The 15,326-nt window shown below is 63.4% G+C and carries 16 protein-coding genes; 13 read left to right on the top strand and 3 right to left on the bottom strand.

All coding sequences use genetic code 11. From position 1 onward, the window contains the following. The 4 genes from VIM95_RS06890 (at window position 1) to VIM95_RS06875 (ending at window position 3,700) form a co-directional block, all read left to right on the top strand. On the top strand, window positions 1–1,164 hold the full coding sequence (locus VIM95_RS06890; RefSeq protein ID WP_331984292.1) for an ABC transporter permease: 1,164 nt from the start codon (window positions 1–3) through the stop codon (window positions 1,162–1,164). Window positions 1,165–1,167: 3 nt separating this feature from the next. Further along, on the top strand, window positions 1,168–2,337 hold the full coding sequence (locus tag VIM95_RS06885; RefSeq protein WP_331984291.1) for an ABC transporter permease: 1,170 nt from the start codon (window positions 1,168–1,170) through the stop codon (window positions 2,335–2,337). 117 nt (window positions 2,338–2,454) lie between these two features. Then, window positions 2,455–3,072, top strand: coding sequence for a DUF5610 domain-containing protein (locus VIM95_RS06880; protein WP_331984290.1), 618 nt, complete (start codon window positions 2,455–2,457; stop codon window positions 3,070–3,072). Window positions 3,073–3,148: 76 nt separating this feature from the next. Next, the gene (locus VIM95_RS06875; RefSeq protein ID WP_331984289.1) at window positions 3,149–3,700 is read left to right on the top strand and encodes a DUF2062 domain-containing protein; all 552 of its coding nucleotides are present in this window, start codon (window positions 3,149–3,151) and stop codon (window positions 3,698–3,700) included. A gap of 5 nt (window positions 3,701–3,705) precedes the next feature. On the opposite strand, the gene VIM95_RS06870 is transcribed toward VIM95_RS06875, so the two are convergent. The 3 genes from VIM95_RS06870 to VIM95_RS06860 all read right to left on the bottom strand — a co-directional run bounded on the left by VIM95_RS06870 (window position 3,706) and on the right by VIM95_RS06860 (window position 6,987). Next, entirely contained in the window at window positions 3,706–4,527 is an 822-nt protein-coding gene (locus VIM95_RS06870; protein WP_331984288.1) for a mechanosensitive ion channel family protein, read from the bottom strand. A 119-nt stretch (window positions 4,528–4,646) separates the two neighbouring features. Further along, a complete protein-coding gene (locus VIM95_RS06865; protein WP_331984287.1) occupies window positions 4,647–5,030 on the bottom strand; it encodes a hypothetical protein in 384 nt (127 codons plus the stop codon). Between the two features lie 181 nt (window positions 5,031–5,211). After that, window positions 5,212–6,987, bottom strand: a complete 1,776-nt coding sequence (locus VIM95_RS06860) for a class I poly(R)-hydroxyalkanoic acid synthase (RefSeq protein ID WP_331984286.1) — start codon at window positions 6,985–6,987, stop codon at window positions 5,212–5,214. Between the two features lie 178 nt (window positions 6,988–7,165). On the opposite strand from VIM95_RS06860, the gene VIM95_RS06855 reads away from it, so the two are divergent. The 9 genes from VIM95_RS06855 (at window position 7,166) to VIM95_RS06815 (ending at window position 15,315) form a co-directional block, all read left to right on the top strand. Beyond that, on the top strand, window positions 7,166–7,951 hold the full coding sequence (locus VIM95_RS06855; RefSeq protein ID WP_331984285.1) for a class III extradiol ring-cleavage dioxygenase: 786 nt from the start codon (window positions 7,166–7,168) through the stop codon (window positions 7,949–7,951). Window positions 7,952–8,174: 223 nt separating this feature from the next. Continuing rightward, complete coding sequence (locus VIM95_RS06850; protein WP_331984284.1) at window positions 8,175–9,788, top strand: methyl-accepting chemotaxis protein; 1,614 nt, start codon at window positions 8,175–8,177, stop codon at window positions 9,786–9,788. A gap of 329 nt (window positions 9,789–10,117) precedes the next feature. Next, on the top strand, window positions 10,118–10,570 hold the full coding sequence (locus tag VIM95_RS06845; protein WP_331984283.1) for a DUF4442 domain-containing protein: 453 nt from the start codon (window positions 10,118–10,120) through the stop codon (window positions 10,568–10,570). Between the two features lie 230 nt (window positions 10,571–10,800). After that, window positions 10,801–11,211 (top strand): DUF2141 domain-containing protein, encoded by a 411-nt coding sequence (locus VIM95_RS06840; protein ID WP_331984282.1) that lies wholly within the window; start codon window positions 10,801–10,803, stop codon window positions 11,209–11,211. Between the two features lie 64 nt (window positions 11,212–11,275). Then, a complete protein-coding gene (locus VIM95_RS06835; protein ID WP_331984281.1) occupies window positions 11,276–11,566 on the top strand; it encodes a 2TM domain-containing protein in 291 nt (96 codons plus the stop codon). A gap of 1 nt (window position 11,567) precedes the next feature. Further along, on the top strand, window positions 11,568–13,055 hold the full coding sequence (locus VIM95_RS06830) for a carotenoid oxygenase family protein (RefSeq protein ID WP_331984280.1): 1,488 nt from the start codon (window positions 11,568–11,570) through the stop codon (window positions 13,053–13,055). Then, the gene (locus VIM95_RS06825; RefSeq protein ID WP_331984279.1) at window positions 13,052–13,309 is read left to right on the top strand and encodes a hypothetical protein; all 258 of its coding nucleotides are present in this window, start codon (window positions 13,052–13,054) and stop codon (window positions 13,307–13,309) included. Before VIM95_RS06830 ends, VIM95_RS06825 begins: the two co-directional genes overlap by 4 nt. A 33-nt stretch (window positions 13,310–13,342) precedes the next feature. Further along, complete coding sequence (locus VIM95_RS06820) at window positions 13,343–14,542, top strand: sensor histidine kinase (protein ID WP_331984278.1); 1,200 nt, start codon at window positions 13,343–13,345, stop codon at window positions 14,540–14,542. Next, entirely contained in the window at window positions 14,539–15,315 is a 777-nt protein-coding gene (locus VIM95_RS06815) for a LytTR family DNA-binding domain-containing protein (RefSeq protein ID WP_331984277.1), read from the top strand. Before VIM95_RS06820 ends, VIM95_RS06815 begins: the two co-directional genes overlap by 4 nt. The last annotated feature ends 11 nt before the right edge of the window (window positions 15,316–15,326 follow it).

The raw sequence follows: 15,326 nt of genomic DNA, 5'->3' as shown, positions 1-15,326 counted from the left end.
ATGCTGGTCTTTCTGCTGCGTATGTCGCTGAAGAACGCCTTGCGCCATCGCCTACGGGCTTTCTTGACCCTGGCCGGCCTGACCGTGGCCATCCTCTCCTTCGGCCTACTGAGCACCGTGGTCTCGGCTTGGTATGCCGGTGCCGACGCCGCCTCGGACAAGCGGCTGATCACCCGTAATGCCATCTCGCTGGTCTTCCCCCTGCCTATCAGCTACGGCGAGCGCATACGCGGCGCGGAGGGTGTCACCGGCATCTCCTGGGCCAACTGGTTCGGCGGCATCTATATCGAGCCCAAGAACTTCTTTCCGCAGTTTGCGATCGAGCCGGCCAGCTATCTGCAGCTCTATCCGGAATTCGTGGTCAAGGAGGATGAGCGGGCCGCCTTTGTGCGTGACCGCCAGGGTTGCCTGGTGGGCCGCAAGCTGGCCAACCGCTATGGCTGGAAGGTGGGTGACAACATCCCCATCAAGGGCACCATCTTCCCCGGCACCTGGAACTTCGTGCTGCGCGGCATCTATGACGGGCGCGACAGCAGCACCGACCAGAACCAGTTCTTCTTCCATTGGGACTACCTGAACGAACGGATCAAGCAGACCGCACCACGGCGAGCCAACAACACCGGCGTATTTATCGTCGGCATTCGTGATGGCAGCGCCGCAGCCCAGGTCAGCGAACGGGTAGACAAAGTGTTCCGCAATTCGCTGGCCGAGACACTGACCGAGACCGAAAAGGCCTTCCAACTGAGCTTCGTGGCCATGACCGAGACCATCGTACTGGCCATCCAGATCGTCAGCTACGTAGTGATCCTCATCATCATGGCGGTGATGGCCAATACCATGGCCATGTCGGCGCGTGAACGCACTGCAGAGTATGCCACCCTCAAGGCGCTGGGTTTTGGCCCCGGCGTGGTCGGCCTATTGATCCTGGCCGAATCATTGCTCCTGTGCGGCATCGGCGCCGCGCTGGGCATCGCCCTGACCTGGCCGACGGTACGGGCCATCGGTGGTGCGCTGGACAATATCTTCCCGGTCTTCAACGTCGCCAGCACCACCGTCTGGCAACAGCTGGGCGCAGCGCTTCTGGTGGCGCTGGCCGCCGCTGCCGTACCGGCACAACAAGCCATGCGCATACGTATAACCGAGGGCCTGCGGGCGGTGAGCTGAACCATGAACCGACTGCCGCTCCACTACATCTGGCGCAATCTCTTGACCCGCCGCCTGACCACGCTCTTGACCGCCGGTGGCATGGCCCTGGTGGTATTCGTCTTTGCCACCGTACTGATGCTGGACGCCGGCTTGCAGCAGACCCTGGCGGCCACCGGCCTGCCCCAGAACGTGGTGGCCATCCGCAAGGGTTCGCAGACCGAAGTACAGAGCGGCGTCAGCCGCCAGGACGCAGCCATCATGGAGAGCGACCCCGCCGTGGCGTTGGACGGCCAGGGCCGGCGCCTGATCAGCAAGGAAAGCGTGGTGTTGATCTCGCTGCAAAAGCGCGGTAGCGGCAAGCCCTCCAACGTGGTGGTACGTGGTGCCGGTCTGCAAGGCATGACCCTGCGGCCCCAGATCAGGCTGATCGCGGGTCGGCCGCCGCGCCCCGGCAGCTCGGAGGTGATCGTTGGCCGGGCTATCGCCGAAGGCTTTGGCAACGTACAGCTCGGCGCCAACCTGCGCTTTGCCCGCCGCGACTGGCAGGTAGTGGGGCTTTTCGATGCCGGCAAGTCCGGCTTCAATTCGGAAATCTGGGGCGACGCCGAGCAGATGATGCAGGCTTTTCGCCGCAGCAGTTTCTCTGCCGTGATCTTCCAGCTGCAGGACAGTGGCGAATTCGACGCCGTAGCCAAGCGGCTGGAAGGTGACCAGCGCCTGACCGCCGAGTACAAGCGCGAAACCCGCTTCTATGCCGACCAGTCGCAGGTAATGTCCAACTTCATTTCCATCCTCGGCACCGTGCTGTCGGTGATCTTTTCCATCGGCGCCATCATCGGCGCCATGATCACCATGTATGCAGCCGTGGCGAACCGAGTGGGCGAGATCGGCACACTACGGGCGCTGGGCTTTCGCAAGCGCAGCGTGCTGGCGGCCTTTCTGCTCGAATCCTTGCTGCTGGCCACGCTAGGGGGCATAGCCGGCTTGCTGCTTGCCTCCACCATGCAGTTCTTCGCCATCTCCACCATGAACTGGCAGACCTTCTCGGAACTCGCCTTCAGCTTCACCTTGACGCCCGGCATCGTGCTCAAGTCTTTGCTATTCGCCCTCTTCATGGGCCTTCTGGGTGGTTTTCTGCCCGCTTTGCGGGCAGCCAGACTGCAGATCGTGGACGCCCTGCGCTCAGGCTGAGCGGCACCATTCGTCGCCCAGGTCAACCGCCCCCTCCTCCTCGCGGAAATCCTGCCGATAACAGGGCTTGCAGCTGGCCACACCGATAGGCTGGCGCAACTACGACAGGAGCGAAAAATGAGCATCAACCCTCTAGGTCTCAATACCCAGACCAATGCCAGCACCACCGCCCAGGCCCAGCCTGCCACCGCCGGCTCCAGCGCGGCTACGCGTAGCGCCAGCCTGGAATGGCAGAAGGTCTCGGCCAGTTTCAGCTTCAGCGCCTCGGTCACCGATGGCGACAAATACTACGAGCTGCTCTACCAGGCTACCTACGAATCGATCAGCACCCGGCTGGGACTGAACGACAGTGCGCCGGCACAGCCGCAAAAGCCGGATGCCGACGCCGGTGGGAAGATCGACGTGAGCCCGGAGGCAACCGCCAAGCGCATCGTGGATATGTCTACCGCCTTTCTGGCGGCTTTCAAGAAGCAACATCCGGATGAGGATGACGACACGGTGCTCAAGCGCTTTATGGACACCATAGGTGGCGGTATAGAACAAGGCTTCAAGGAAGCACGCGGCATCCTCGACGGGCTCGGTGTCCTCAAGGGCGATATCGCCGGCAATATCGACAAGACCTGGGAGCTGGTGCAAAAGGGGCTGAAGGATTTTGCCGAGAAGACCGGCAAGCCCATGCATACCCAGGACGGGACGCCAACACCGGCCACCTCCCCCACCGACACCGGTAGCTGACACCCGGCCATCGCAATTTGCACTTTTATGGGCAGCGGGGGTCTACGGTAATGACAAAGACGCCCCGCACCCGCCCATGCCCCGTAAATACCTGCGCCGCTGGCTACCAGACCGCGACACACTGAGCCGCAATGCCTTTCTGCGGCGCTGCGCCCCCTACCTCTCCCACCCCAATATCTGGCACCTCAACCGGCACTCCGTTGCCGGGGGGCTGGCGGTGGGTCTCTTCAGCGGCATGATCCCCGGTCCGCTGCAGATGCTCGGCGCCACCGTGCTGGCCATCGTGTTCCGGGTCAACCTGCCGGTAGCCATCTTCGGCACCCTGTTCAGCAACCCATTCACCATCGTGCCACTCTATCTTGCCGCCTATGGCCTGGGCCGGTTGATCACCGGCGCCAATGGTGGCGACGTGGGGATCCCGGCCGCACCCGAGACCAATTGGAGCGACCTGGGTGGTACCGCCCAGGCCTGGTGGGACTGGATGCTGTCCTTGGGTCTGCCCCTGGGCGTGGGCCTGCCGGTACTGGCCCTGATCCTGGCGCTGGCCGGCTACGGCGTGGCCCAGCTGGGCTGGCGCGTGCATGTATTGCTGGCGCTCAGGCAGCGCCGGCAGCGTCACAGCCATTGACCCGCTTACCCAGCGTTGTGCACATAGACCGCCTGCGAAGGCTGCGGCGAGGGGAAGCCGGCCTCGACCAACGCCTCACGGATCAATGCCTGGGTATCGAAATAGACCTGCCAGTAGTCGTCATTGTGGCAGTAGGGGCGTACCGCCAGCACCGGTCCCACCAAGTTGAACTCCAGGATGGCAACATCCGGCGCCGGGCTGGTCAGCACATGGGGTATGGCCGCCAGGCGTTGCTGCAACAGCGTGATGGCGGCGCGGTGGTCGGCGCTGCCGGCCAATTGTGCCTTGAGTTCCACCCGGCGGAAGGCATTGGCACTGAAGTTCTGGATGGTGTCGCCGAATATCTTGTTGTTGCCGACCAGGGTCAGCACATTGTCCGGCGTGTTGAGGGTGGTGGCGAACAGGCCAATCTCCTTGACCGTGCCGGTGATGCCACCCACGGTCACGAAGTCGTTGACCTTGAAGGGGCGCAGCACAATCAGGAAGGCACCGGCTGCGAAGTTGGCAAGGAGGCCCGACCAAGCCATGCCGATCGCCACACCAGCCGCCGCGATCAGGGCTGCGAAGGTGGTGGTCTGTACCCCGAAATAGCCCAGGATGCCGATCACCAGAAGGATGTTGAGGGTGACCGACAATACCCCGCCGATATAGCGTAGCACGGTGGGGTCGACCTTCTGCCGCTCCAGCGAATTGCGCACCGCCCGCTCGGCCACACCGATCAACCAGCGGCCGACGACCCAGAAGGCGATGGCGGCCAGCAGTTTGACGCCCAAGGTGGTGGCATAGCTCAGCAGCAGGTCCTGCCAGTGTTGCAGATCGAATTCCATGGTTTTCCTCCCTTATTGACGGTAATGGCGGCCGCCGTGGCAGGCCACTGACCAGCTTAGCCGCTGGGAAGGTGTCCTGCCGGGCTGCGGCAGCCCTCACTACCGTCGTCGGGGGACCATCAGGCCTTGATGCTGATCGAACCGTTGCCGCGGCTACCGGCAGCGGCATCGCCACCGCCCTCCGCGGCAGTGCGCTTGTGGCGATGGTGACGCTCGCCGCGCTCTGCCTGGGCATCGGTTTTGAGCTTGTCAAAGGCCGCCTGGGCACCGCTCAGATCACCGTTCTGCAGAGCCTGGCCCAGAGTACTGAAGTCTGTGTTGTCGCCCTGGGCACCCTGTACTTGCTTGGCGTCCTTGAGCTTGGCATAGGCTTGCTGAGCGGCGCTGACATCGCCGGATTTGAGCGCGTCGGCCAGACTCTTGAAGGCCTGCGCACGTGGGTTGCCGTTATTGCTGCTCTGAAAACGCTGTGGGTTGCTGGCGCCGATCCCGCTGGTACCCATGACTTGTCTCTCCCTGTAGGCGACACCCAGCCGGAACAACCGGCCGGGCCGCGCCTGCAGTATCGAGAGAAAATTCAATGGAATAAGCCACTTAGCGCACAGTATTAAGGTGTTTACAGATATATACCGGGAGATACCGATCGCTCATGTTTGCTTACAGTTTCCCGGGGCTGCGCAGCGATCAGGCTAGCCGCTGACGCACATAGCTGCCCGGCGCCGGCTCCAATACCGGTAGCTTGCCGCTGCCTGGTTGGCGGGCCGGCACACTCTTGCCGCCGAAGTCCCGCAGCCACTGCAGCCAGTCCGGCCACCACGAGCCTTCGTGCGAACGGCTCGCGGCCAGCCAGGCGGCTGGCGAGGCAGGCAGTTCAGGGTTGCTGGCATAACCGTACTTGCCAGCGGTCGGTGGATTGACGATGCCGGCGATATGGCCGGAGCCGCCCAGCACGAAGCGCACCGGGCCACCCAGGAGGCGTGCCCCCGCGTAGGTGGATTGCCAGGGAGCGATGTGGTCCTCGCGCGCCGAGATAAAGTAGGCCGGGGTCTCTATGCGCCGTACATCGATGGCTACCCCGCCAAGCGTAATGCCACCGGGCTCCCGGAGCGCATTCTCGTGGTACATCTTGTGCAGGTAGAAGCGGTGCATGGCTGCCGGCATGCGGGTCGAGTCGCAGTTCCAGTACAAGAGGTCAAAAGGCATGGGCTCGCGGCCCAGCAGATAATTGTTGACCACGAAGTGCCAGATCAGGTCGTTCTCGCGCAGCATATTGAACACCCCGGCCATCTGGTGCCCCTCCAGATAGCCCTTCTGGTCCATATAGGCGTCCAGGCTCGCGAGCTGCGGCTCATCGACAAAGACGCCCAGCTCCCCTGGTTCGCTGAAGTCGATCATGGTGGTAAAGAAGCTGGCCGAGGCAATGCGGCTGGCGGGGTAGGCCTTGTCCTTGCCGGCCGCCATATAGGCCAGGGTCGCGGCCAGCAGCGTCCCGCCTATGCAATAGCCTGCCGCATTGACCGCCCGCTCGCCGGTAGCCGCCGTGATCGCGTCCAGCGCCGCCAGGATGCCCTCGCGCATATAGTCTTCAAAGTGCTTGTCGCGATGCGCCTCGCCCGGGTTGACCCAGGAGATCACAAACACGGTATGGCCCTGCTCGGTGAGCCAGCGGATCAGCGAGTTCTTGGGTTTGAGGTCGAGAATGTAGAACTTGTTGATCCACGGCGGCACGATCAGCAAGGGCGTCTGTCCTACCTTGGGCGTCAGCGGTGCATATTGCAGCAGCTGCATCAGATCGTTCTGAAAGACCACCGCCCCCTCGGTCGTCGCCACGTTCTCACCCAGCCGGAAGGCATCGAGGTCGGTCATACGCGGCATCAACCGGCCGTCGTTGCGTTCCAGGTCCTCCAGCAAATGGGCAAAGCCCTTGATCAGGTTCTCGCCGCCCGACTCTACCGTAGCCTTGAGCGCAGCCGGGTTGGTGGCCAGGAAGTTGCTCGGCGCCAACGCGTCGACAAACTGGCGGGTATAGAACTGCACCCGCTGTGCCGTGGCTTTATCGAGGCCATCCACTTCGGCCACGCTGTCCTGGATATGCCGTGAAGCCAGCAGATAGGTTTCCTTGACGAAGCCAAACACTTGGTTGCTGGTCCAGAGATCATCCTTGAAACGCTTGTCCGCCTGCGGCCCGCCGAGCTGGCTACCTAGCCAGAAGTGCTGCCAGGTCTGCTGGCTCAGGGCGACATAGTCCTGCCAGAAGCGCAGCTGGGCCCGCCACATGGGCTCGGGCTGCTCCAGCACCACCCGCCACAGTGCCTCGAAGGCTTGCTGCACGCTTTGCGGGTCGGGAATCTGCACCTTGGCGTCGCCTCGCGCCCGCCGCTGCAACTGGTCCTGCAGCAGCTTCTGCCAACGTAACGCCAGCTCACTGAGCTGAGTGAGACGGTCATGCGGCTCGAACATGGTATGTCCCCTGATTGTTTGTCCCAGTGTAGACCGCCCTTGCGCCGTCTCCCGCTTGGTCGGCACCAAGCCGGTTCCACATGGTTCAAAATCTCCGACATTGATGTTGATTTCTTTCCACTATCAACCCGACATGAACCAGCTGATACTCGCTTCAGATCATTGAAGGATTCTGACCATGTCTCGCCTGCCTACTCTTTTTGTCTCCCATGGTTCCCCCATGCTGGCACTCGATGCCGGCACCACGGGTCGCGCCTGGGCCGAGATCGCACGCAGCCTGCCACGCCCCAAGGCCATCGTGATGGCCTCGGCACACTGGCTGACCAGCATCCCGGCGGTGAGTACGGCGGAGCATCCAGCCACCATCCATGATTTCTATGGCTTTCCCGAACCGCTGTTCCAGATCCAGTACACCCCGCCAGGCGCCCCTTTGGTGGCGGAACGTGCCGCCGGCCTGCTGTCGGAGGCCGGTTTCCGGGTTGGCGTTGATCCCGGCCAAGGCCTGGACCACGGCGCCTGGGTACCGCTGAAGAATATGTATCCGGCGGCCGACGTACCGGTCTTCCAGCTTGCCGTCCAACCGCGCGAAAGCCCCGAGCACCATTGGCGCGTCGGCTTGGCACTGGCCTCGTTGCGCGAGGAGGGTGTACTGGTGATCGGCTCGGGCAGCATTACCCACAACCTGCGCGAACTGGAGCGCGACGTGCCCGAAGGCGTAGCGGCAAATGAATATGTGCCCGCCTTCCAGCAATGGGTCTACGAGAAGCTGCTGGCGCGTGACCACGCCGCCCTGATGGACTATCGCCGGCAGGCGCCTGGAGCACAGCGCGCGCATCCAACCGACGAGCATTACCTACCGCTCTATGTCCCGCTGGGCGCGGCTGGTGAAGCCGCCCAGGCGCAACGTCTGCACACCGGCATCACCAATGGCGGCCTGGGCATGGACGTCTACGCCTTCGACTAGCGCCCGTTCACACTGCGCCGGGCTGGTACAGGGACCGGCCCGAGGCATGTGCCGCAGGCAATTGCGAGACTTGCCAAGGCATGCAAAAAATTGGGCACTGCTTTGCCAACCCGGTGCCAATGCGAAGACAGCGTAAACAGGCTCCAACCGCCGGATGGCCTTGCATGTGGTGAAGCGGCTGACTACATCACAGAAAGTAAGCCCCCTATCCTCGGAGACCGCCATGCGCATCTCGCAAAAACTTGCCCTGGCCTTTGCCGCCCTGGTCGTCTTCGTGGTCGCCATGGGCAGCCTGGGCATTGCCTCATTGGCGGCGCTGGACAGTGCCCTGGTAGGCGTAACCGACGACGCCCTGCCCGGTGTACGTTACACCGGCGCCATCCGCGCCGAAGCCATCGACTTCCGTAACCGCGAGACCCAGCTCCTGATCGCCAAAGATGGCGAAGAGATCAAGGAGACGGTAGGCCGCCTCGCCAAGAACCTGGAAGCGCTCAAGGGCTATGAGGCCGAATACGGCAAATACGTGCGTGAGGCCGGGGAGAAGGCACTCTACGCCGACTACCAGGCCAAGCTGGCAGCCTATCTGCAAAGCCACGACCAATTTGTGCAGGTCGTGCAGGGTGGCGATCATGCCGCAGCACTGGCCTATTTCCGTGGCGACAGCCGCAAGGCCTTCCGCAGCTTCCTCCCGGTGGTGGACAAGATGGTCGAGTACAACACCAAGGCCGCCGATGGCCTGACCCATGAAGCCCATGCCGACTACGCCCAGGGACGCAACCGGCTGGTGGCCATCGCCATCGTGGTCAGCGTGCTGGCCTTGGCCCTATCGTGGTGGATGGTACGCAGCATCACCGGCCAGCTGGTGCGGCTCTCCAGCACCATCCGCGAGATCCAGCGCGACCTCGACTTCACCCGCCGGGTAGAGGTACGCGGCAATGACGAAGTGGCAGATACCGCCCGCGCCTTCAACGCCCTGGCCGAAAACGTGCAAGGCGTGCTTCGTAGCGCCGACAGCACCAGCGGCAAGCTGATCGAGATGGTGCGCGAGTTGACCGCCTCGGCCCACCAGGTCTCGGAAGGCTCGCGCAAGCAGAGCGATGCATCCAGCAGCATGGCCGCCGCCATCGAACAGCTGTCCACCAGCATCAGCCACCTGGCCGACAACGCACGCGAGGCGATGAGCCACTCGGTCGAAGCCGAGCACCATGCCGAGGATGGTGGCAAGGTGATAGGCAGCACGGTGGAGGAGATGTCGGCCATCGCCAGCAGCATCGAACAGACCGCCCATGCCATGCGCGAACTGGACCAGCGCTCGGCTGAGATAGGCAGCATTGTGCAGGTGATACGCGAGGTAGCCGACCAGACCAATCTTTTGGCGCTCAATGCCGCCATCGAGGCGGCCCGCGCCGGTGAGCAAGGGCGTGGCTTTGCGGTGGTGGCCGACGAGGTACGCAAACTGGCCGAGCGCACCACCGCCGCCACCAGCGAGATAGGCAGCAAGATCGCCGGCATCCAGCAGTCCGCTCAGCATGCCGCCGGTACCATGGGCAAGGCAGTGCAAAGGGTCAGCAGCGGGGTGGAGTACGCCCAGGCCGCCGGCAAGACGGTGCAGACCATCACCAGTGACGCCCATCTGGTGGAAAACGAGGTGCAGTCGATCTCGACCGCACTGAAGGAGCAGGACCAGGTCGGCCACCAGATTGCCAGCGCGGTGGAGCAGATCGCCAATATGGTGGAGCGCAACAGCCAGGCGGCCGAACACACCAGTCAGCATGCCCGCGAGCTGGCCGATATTGCCAGCAGCATGCGGCAGGAGATTGCACGATTTCGGGCGTAGGGCCTTCGGCGTGCAAGCACCTGATGCAGCGCAGGCGCCCGGGAGACCCGGGCGCTTGGCATTTGTGAGGGCTGAAGCGACAGCCCTTCCCCGATTTACTCCCTCCCCCTCCGCCCCGCCCGCCGGCGGGGAACCTCGCTGACGCTCGTTACTGCACCGAATAGCCGCCCATCCCCCACCGCGCCAGCCCCGTGCCTCTGCTTGCACACCTACGATACATGCTGGGGCGCAAAGCTAGTCCACGGTCCGCTCGATGTGGAGCAATCCCGATTGACAACCAAGCGCTTGCTTGACAATATTCGGGGCATTGTCCATCGGAGCGCCTTCGTATGAAAGCCAGCACCTTCCGCCGCCTGATCAATCTCTGGCCGCCCTTTCTGTTCACCGGCATCCATGCCACCCATGTGAGCACGGATTACAAGGAGGTGGACTGCAAGCTGACACTGCGCTGGTACAACCGCAACTACGTGGGCACCCACTTTGGCGGCAGCCTGTTTGCCATGACTGACCCCTGGTACATGCTGATGTTGATGCCGCTGATGGGTCGTGACTACTACGTCTGGGATCAGTCTGCCGGGATCGAATTCATCGCCCCGGCGCGTGGCGTGGTCACTGCTCGCTTTCGTATCGACGACACCACCTTGGCCACCATCCGCGAGCGTACCGATAGTGGCGAGAAATATCTGCCACAGTTCGTTGCCGACATTACCGACGAAACCGGCGCCGTGGTGGCCCGCGTGACCAAGACTGTTTACGTGCGCAAGAAGCCCACCAAGCGTTGAGTCACTGAAGTACCCAACACAAACGCCCGGCCAGACCGGGCGTTTGTGTTGTTGGCTGCGCCTGCATTTCGTCCCCTGCGTGCTGCATTTGGCGCCGCGCGCCCGCCATTGGCGCAAGGCGCGTGCAATTGGCGCCGTAGTGGAGTCGATTCGTCGCAAGCAGCGGCACCTGTCAACACGCCTCGCCATGATGGGCTCCATCGCAATCCGCGATATTTGAGGAGCCCACCATGAAGTCCACCCTGCTGTTCGCAATGCTGGCGCTGGCCGCCGGCGCCACCCAAGCCGCCGACCTGACCGTCTCGGTCTCCAACCTCAAGAGCAATGACGGCCATGTGCTGGTCGGCGCCTACAACCGTGCCGATACCTTCCTCAAGCAGCCAGCCTTCTTTGCCCGCGTCAAGGCTGAGCCGGGCACCGTCAGTGCCACCCTGCACGACCTGCCCGCCGGCGACTACGCGGTCTCGGTCTACCAGGACAGCAACGACAATATGAAGCTCGACAGCAACCCGATAGGCATGCCCATCGAGCCCTACGGCTTCTCCCGCGATGCTGCCGGCAGCTACGGCCCGCCCAGCTTCGAGCAGGCCCGCATCAGCGTACCGGCCGAGGGTAGCAGCATCAGCGTGACGCTGCGCTAAACGCCTGTTCAGACCATCAACAGGCCCTGGCCGATCCACCACCAGTCTATCGAGAGAGAGAAACATGTACGGAACCGACAACCAAGAAGAAACCTTGCGTACTCGTGCCGAACGGGTCGCCGGCGCCAAACTGAAGTTTCTGTGCAGCGCAGCGAGCTACGCCCTGCTGTGTGCGTTTCTGTTCGCCATTGACTGGTGGACTACCGGCCGCATCACCTGGGCCTTCTGGCCGGCCATCGGCCTGGGCCTGGCCCTGTTCTCGCAAGGCATCAAGGCCTGGGGTCGCAGCAATGCGCTGTATGAGCGCATGGTAGCGCGCGAGATGGACGCCATCCGTCAGCGTGGGGAGAAATAAGATGGATCGCCGCGACTTCCTGCTCCGCACCCTGCTCGGCAGCGCCCTCTGCAGCCTGCCCGGCCGAGTGTTGGCCAACCCTGCCGACAACTACCGCAACTTTCACGCCGGCCTCGCCAACCATCCTCGGCTGGCCTCGCTGGCCGGCGTGGAAAGTGAAATGCTCAGTGCCGAAGCCGCCGTGAGCGGCCGCTGGCCACGCGAGCTGGCCGGGGTGTTCTATCGCAACGGCCCTGCCCGCTTCGAGCGCGCTGGCGAGCGTTACGAGCACTGGTTTGACGGCGACGGCATGGTACACGCCTGGCGTGTAAACGATGGCCGGGTACGCCATCTGGGCCGCTTTGTGCGCACCGCCAAATATCAGGCAGAGAGCGAGGCTGGCCAGCTGCTCTACCCGGCCTTCGGTACCGCCATTGCACGCCGGCCGGTAGGTAACAACGACAGCGTCAATACCGCCAACACCAATGCCGTGCCGCATGCCGGTCATCTGTACGCGCTGTGGGAAGGTGGTTCAGCCACCGAGCTCGATCCACAGACCCTGGCAACACTGGGCACCCGCAGCTGGCGCCCGGACCTCGCAGCGCTGCCCTTCTCGGCTCACCCCAAGATCGAGCCGGATGGCACGCTGTGGAATTTCGGCGCCTTGCCTGGCACCGACAAGCTGGTGCTGTGGCAGATCAAGCCAGACGGCAGCCTGGGTCGTTTTGGCATGATCAAGGTGCCGCAGCTCGCGATGGTGCATGACTTTGTGGTGACCGAGCGGCATATGGTCTTTCTGGTACCGCCCTTCCGGATGGAACACCGTGCTGGCGCCTCTTTCCTCGACCAGCACATCTGGGAACCGCATCGTCCCATGCGTGCGGTGATCGTGAGCAAGGCCGACTTCAACCTCAAGCAGGTGATCGAGATGCCCGCCGCGATGATGTTTCACTTCGGCAACGCCTACGACGACGGCGACACCATACGACTCGATGCGACCTTCTTCCCCGACGCCGGCATACTCGAGGAGATGCGTGAACGCATGCGCGGTGAAGTGAAGACCCACAGCCGCGACGCCCGCGCTCAACTGGTGAGCCTGGATCTGCGCCAGGGCAGCTACCGGCAGGAGACACTGCTCGCGGCGACCGAATTCCCCCGGGTGGTGCCGGAGGTGGTCGGCCGGCGGCATAGGGAGGTCTATATGCTGACCGGCCAGACTGATGACGATTTTGGCCTCACTGGCGTCGCGCGGGTCTCGCTCGATAGCGGGAAGGTCGATGCCTATCACTACGGTTCCGACTATATCGTCGAGGAGCATGTGCCGGTGCGGCGTGCTAATGGCAAGGGCCACTGGCTACTCGGCCCGGCCTTCGACACCAAGCGCCAGAGGACCGTGCTGAGCGTGTTCGACGCACAGCACCTGAGCGCCGGCCCGCAGGCGCAGGCTTGGCTGCCCTATGCCGCACCGCTGGGCTTTCACGGCAACTTCCTACCGGCCAGAGCAGCATGACGAACCCGGAGCCCGCGTCGCTGCGAGCGCTGGCCGAGCGCATCGTTACCGGCCGCCTGTGGCTCCGGGCCGCCGCGCTGGGCTACACCCTGCTGTGCGGCTTCTTGTTGTGGCTGGACATTGTCCAGAACGGGTGGCCCAGTTGGTCCCTGTGGCCCCTGCTGGGCGCCGCCTACGCCCTCACTCGCCAGGCGGGTGAGGCCTGGCGACAACAAGAAACCCTGCGCCGCCGAGCCCAGACGCCAGAGCGGTAGCCGCGCTACCCTACACACCGGAATAATACGATCATGAGCACCGAGTCCAACCATGCCAGTCTGAGCACCGCCGCCGAGGACACCCAATCCAGCCACTGCCGGAAGGAAGACCAATGGCACCCGCTGGAACTGTTCCCCTACTTCCGCCGTTGGCCCTATAGCTGGCTGCGGGACATCATCTACACCTTCATCTGGAACACCGGCATCTTCCTGTTCTTCCTCTGTATCTCGCTGGTGATTACCGGCGGGCACGTCAGCGGGCGCAATCTCTGGACCAATCTGTTCCTGACCCAGATCATCGGCTACACCATCCACGGGCTGTTTGATCTGTCCAGCCGCCTCCTCAAGCGTTGGCTCAAGACCGCCGGCGGCTGGCAACGGGCTCTCTACTTCATGCTCATCCCCACCTTGGGGGTGTTCCTGGGTTACGCGATCGGTTTTTCCATCCTCGACTTCCCCAAAGCACGCGATTACGTGTTCAGCGCCGAGGGCGCACGCTATGTCGCGCTCTTTGCGCTGGGCATTTCGGGCGTGCTGTTCTCCTTGTTCGTGATCCGCGACCGGCAGGCACGGGCCGAGGTCGCCCTCGCCAACGAGACCCAGCGTGCGCTTGATGCTGAGCGACGGGCGCTGGAGGCACAGCTGCGCATGCTGCAGGCGCAGATCGAGCCGCATTTTCTCTACAACACCCTGGCCAATGCCGTCGGCCTGATCGGCCCGGCACCGGACAAGGCCCGCCTGCTGCTGGAGCGCTTGATCGACTATCTGCGCGCCTCGCTGGCTGCCAGCCGGGAAGATCACACCACGCTGGGGCAGGAGATGGCGACCCTGCGCGCCTATCTGGACCTGATGACCGTGCGCATGGGTGAGCGGCTGCAATACAAGGTGGAGTGTGACCCCACCCTGGCCGCCCTGCCCCTGCCGCCCATGTTGTTGCAACCCGTGGTGGAGAACGCCGTCAAGCATGGTTTGGAACCCAAGATCAAGGGCGGTGAGATCCGCGTCGAGGCCGTACGCCATGGCGCCGAATTGCAGCTAACGGTAAGCGATACCGGCCAAGGCTTCGTACCAGGTGCCAAGCCGCGACCCGGTGGTGGCGTGGGCCTCTCCAACTTGCGCGAACGGCTCAAGACACTCTATGGCCAAGCCGGCGCGCTGATCATCACCGACAATCAACCCTGCGGCGTGCGCGTCACGCTGCGCCTGCCACTTTCACCCTTGCGAGCGCCATGACCACTGCCCTGATCGCCGACGATGAAATCGCCCTGGCCGACTACCTGAAGAGCCAGCTTGCCGAACTGTGGCCCGAGCTCAAGGTCGTGGCGTTAGCCCATAACGGCGTGGACGCCCTGCGGCTGATCGATGAGCTGGCACCGGACATCGCCTTCCTGGATATCCAGATGCCCGGCCTGACCGGACTGGACGTGGCAAACCGGCTGATGGACAGCGACATCGTGCCGCGCATCGTGTTCGTGACCGCTTACGACCAGTACGCGGTCGAGGCATTCGAGCGCGAGGCGGTGGACTACCTGCTCAAGCCGCCCAGTCTGGAACGCCTGCAGCGCACCCTGGACAAACTCAAGCGCCAGCTCCACGAACCGGAACCCATCAAACCCGCCCCCTCGCCCGACCTACTGGGCAAACTCGCCGAACTCTTGGGCCAACAGCCGTCCGTAGCCAGCCGGCTGGAATGGATACGGGCTGCCCATGGCAACGAGACCCGGCTGATCGCGGTGGACGAGGTGATCTACTTCGAGGCGCGCGACAAATATGTGAGCGTGTTCACGAGCGAGGGGGAGTCATTGATCCGTACCCCGCTCAAGGAACTGCTGGACGGCCTCGACCCAGCCCGCTTCTGGCAGATACACCGCGGCACCATCGTGGCCGTGCGGCATATCGCCGGTACGGTGCGCGACTTCCGCGGCCGTACCCTGCTCAAACTGAAGGCCCACCCTGAACAGTTGGTGGTGAGCCGCGCCTACCTGCATCTCTTCAAGCAGATGTGACGCCTGGCGGC

The sequence above is a fragment of the Chitinimonas sp. genome (assembly GCF_036568685.1).
GTDB lineage: Bacteria > Pseudomonadota > Gammaproteobacteria > Burkholderiales > Chitinimonadaceae > Chitinimonas.
This window is presented reverse-complemented; position numbering and strand designations above follow the sequence as displayed.

Excerpts from the sequence above, each read along its gene's own strand:
- VIM95_RS06890 (WP_331984292.1), top strand. The coding sequence starts at position 1 with ATGCTGGTCTTTCTGCTGCGTATGTCGCTGAAGAACGCCTTGCGCCAT.
- VIM95_RS06885 (WP_331984291.1), top strand. The coding sequence starts at position 1,168 with ATGAACCGACTGCCGCTCCACTACATCTGGCGCAATCTCTTGACCCGC.
- VIM95_RS06880 (WP_331984290.1), top strand. The coding sequence starts at position 2,455 with ATGAGCATCAACCCTCTAGGTCTCAATACCCAGACCAATGCCAGCACC.
- VIM95_RS06875 (WP_331984289.1), top strand. The coding sequence starts at position 3,149 with ATGCCCCGTAAATACCTGCGCCGCTGGCTACCAGACCGCGACACACTG.
- VIM95_RS06870 (WP_331984288.1), bottom strand. The coding sequence starts at position 4,527 with ATGGAATTCGATCTGCAACACTGGCAGGACCTGCTGCTGAGCTATGCC.
- VIM95_RS06865 (WP_331984287.1), bottom strand. The coding sequence starts at position 5,030 with ATGGGTACCAGCGGGATCGGCGCCAGCAACCCACAGCGTTTTCAGAGC.
- VIM95_RS06860 (WP_331984286.1), bottom strand. The coding sequence starts at position 6,987 with ATGTTCGAGCCGCATGACCGTCTCACTCAGCTCAGTGAGCTGGCGTTA.
- VIM95_RS06855 (WP_331984285.1), top strand. The coding sequence starts at position 7,166 with ATGTCTCGCCTGCCTACTCTTTTTGTCTCCCATGGTTCCCCCATGCTG.
- VIM95_RS06850 (WP_331984284.1), top strand. The coding sequence starts at position 8,175 with ATGCGCATCTCGCAAAAACTTGCCCTGGCCTTTGCCGCCCTGGTCGTC.
- VIM95_RS06845 (WP_331984283.1), top strand. The coding sequence starts at position 10,118 with ATGAAAGCCAGCACCTTCCGCCGCCTGATCAATCTCTGGCCGCCCTTT.
- VIM95_RS06840 (WP_331984282.1), top strand. The coding sequence starts at position 10,801 with ATGAAGTCCACCCTGCTGTTCGCAATGCTGGCGCTGGCCGCCGGCGCC.
- VIM95_RS06835 (WP_331984281.1), top strand. The coding sequence starts at position 11,276 with ATGTACGGAACCGACAACCAAGAAGAAACCTTGCGTACTCGTGCCGAA.
- VIM95_RS06830 (WP_331984280.1), top strand. The coding sequence starts at position 11,568 with ATGGATCGCCGCGACTTCCTGCTCCGCACCCTGCTCGGCAGCGCCCTC.
- VIM95_RS06825 (WP_331984279.1), top strand. The coding sequence starts at position 13,052 with ATGACGAACCCGGAGCCCGCGTCGCTGCGAGCGCTGGCCGAGCGCATC.
- VIM95_RS06820 (WP_331984278.1), top strand. The coding sequence starts at position 13,343 with ATGAGCACCGAGTCCAACCATGCCAGTCTGAGCACCGCCGCCGAGGAC.
- VIM95_RS06815 (WP_331984277.1), top strand. The coding sequence starts at position 14,539 with ATGACCACTGCCCTGATCGCCGACGATGAAATCGCCCTGGCCGACTAC.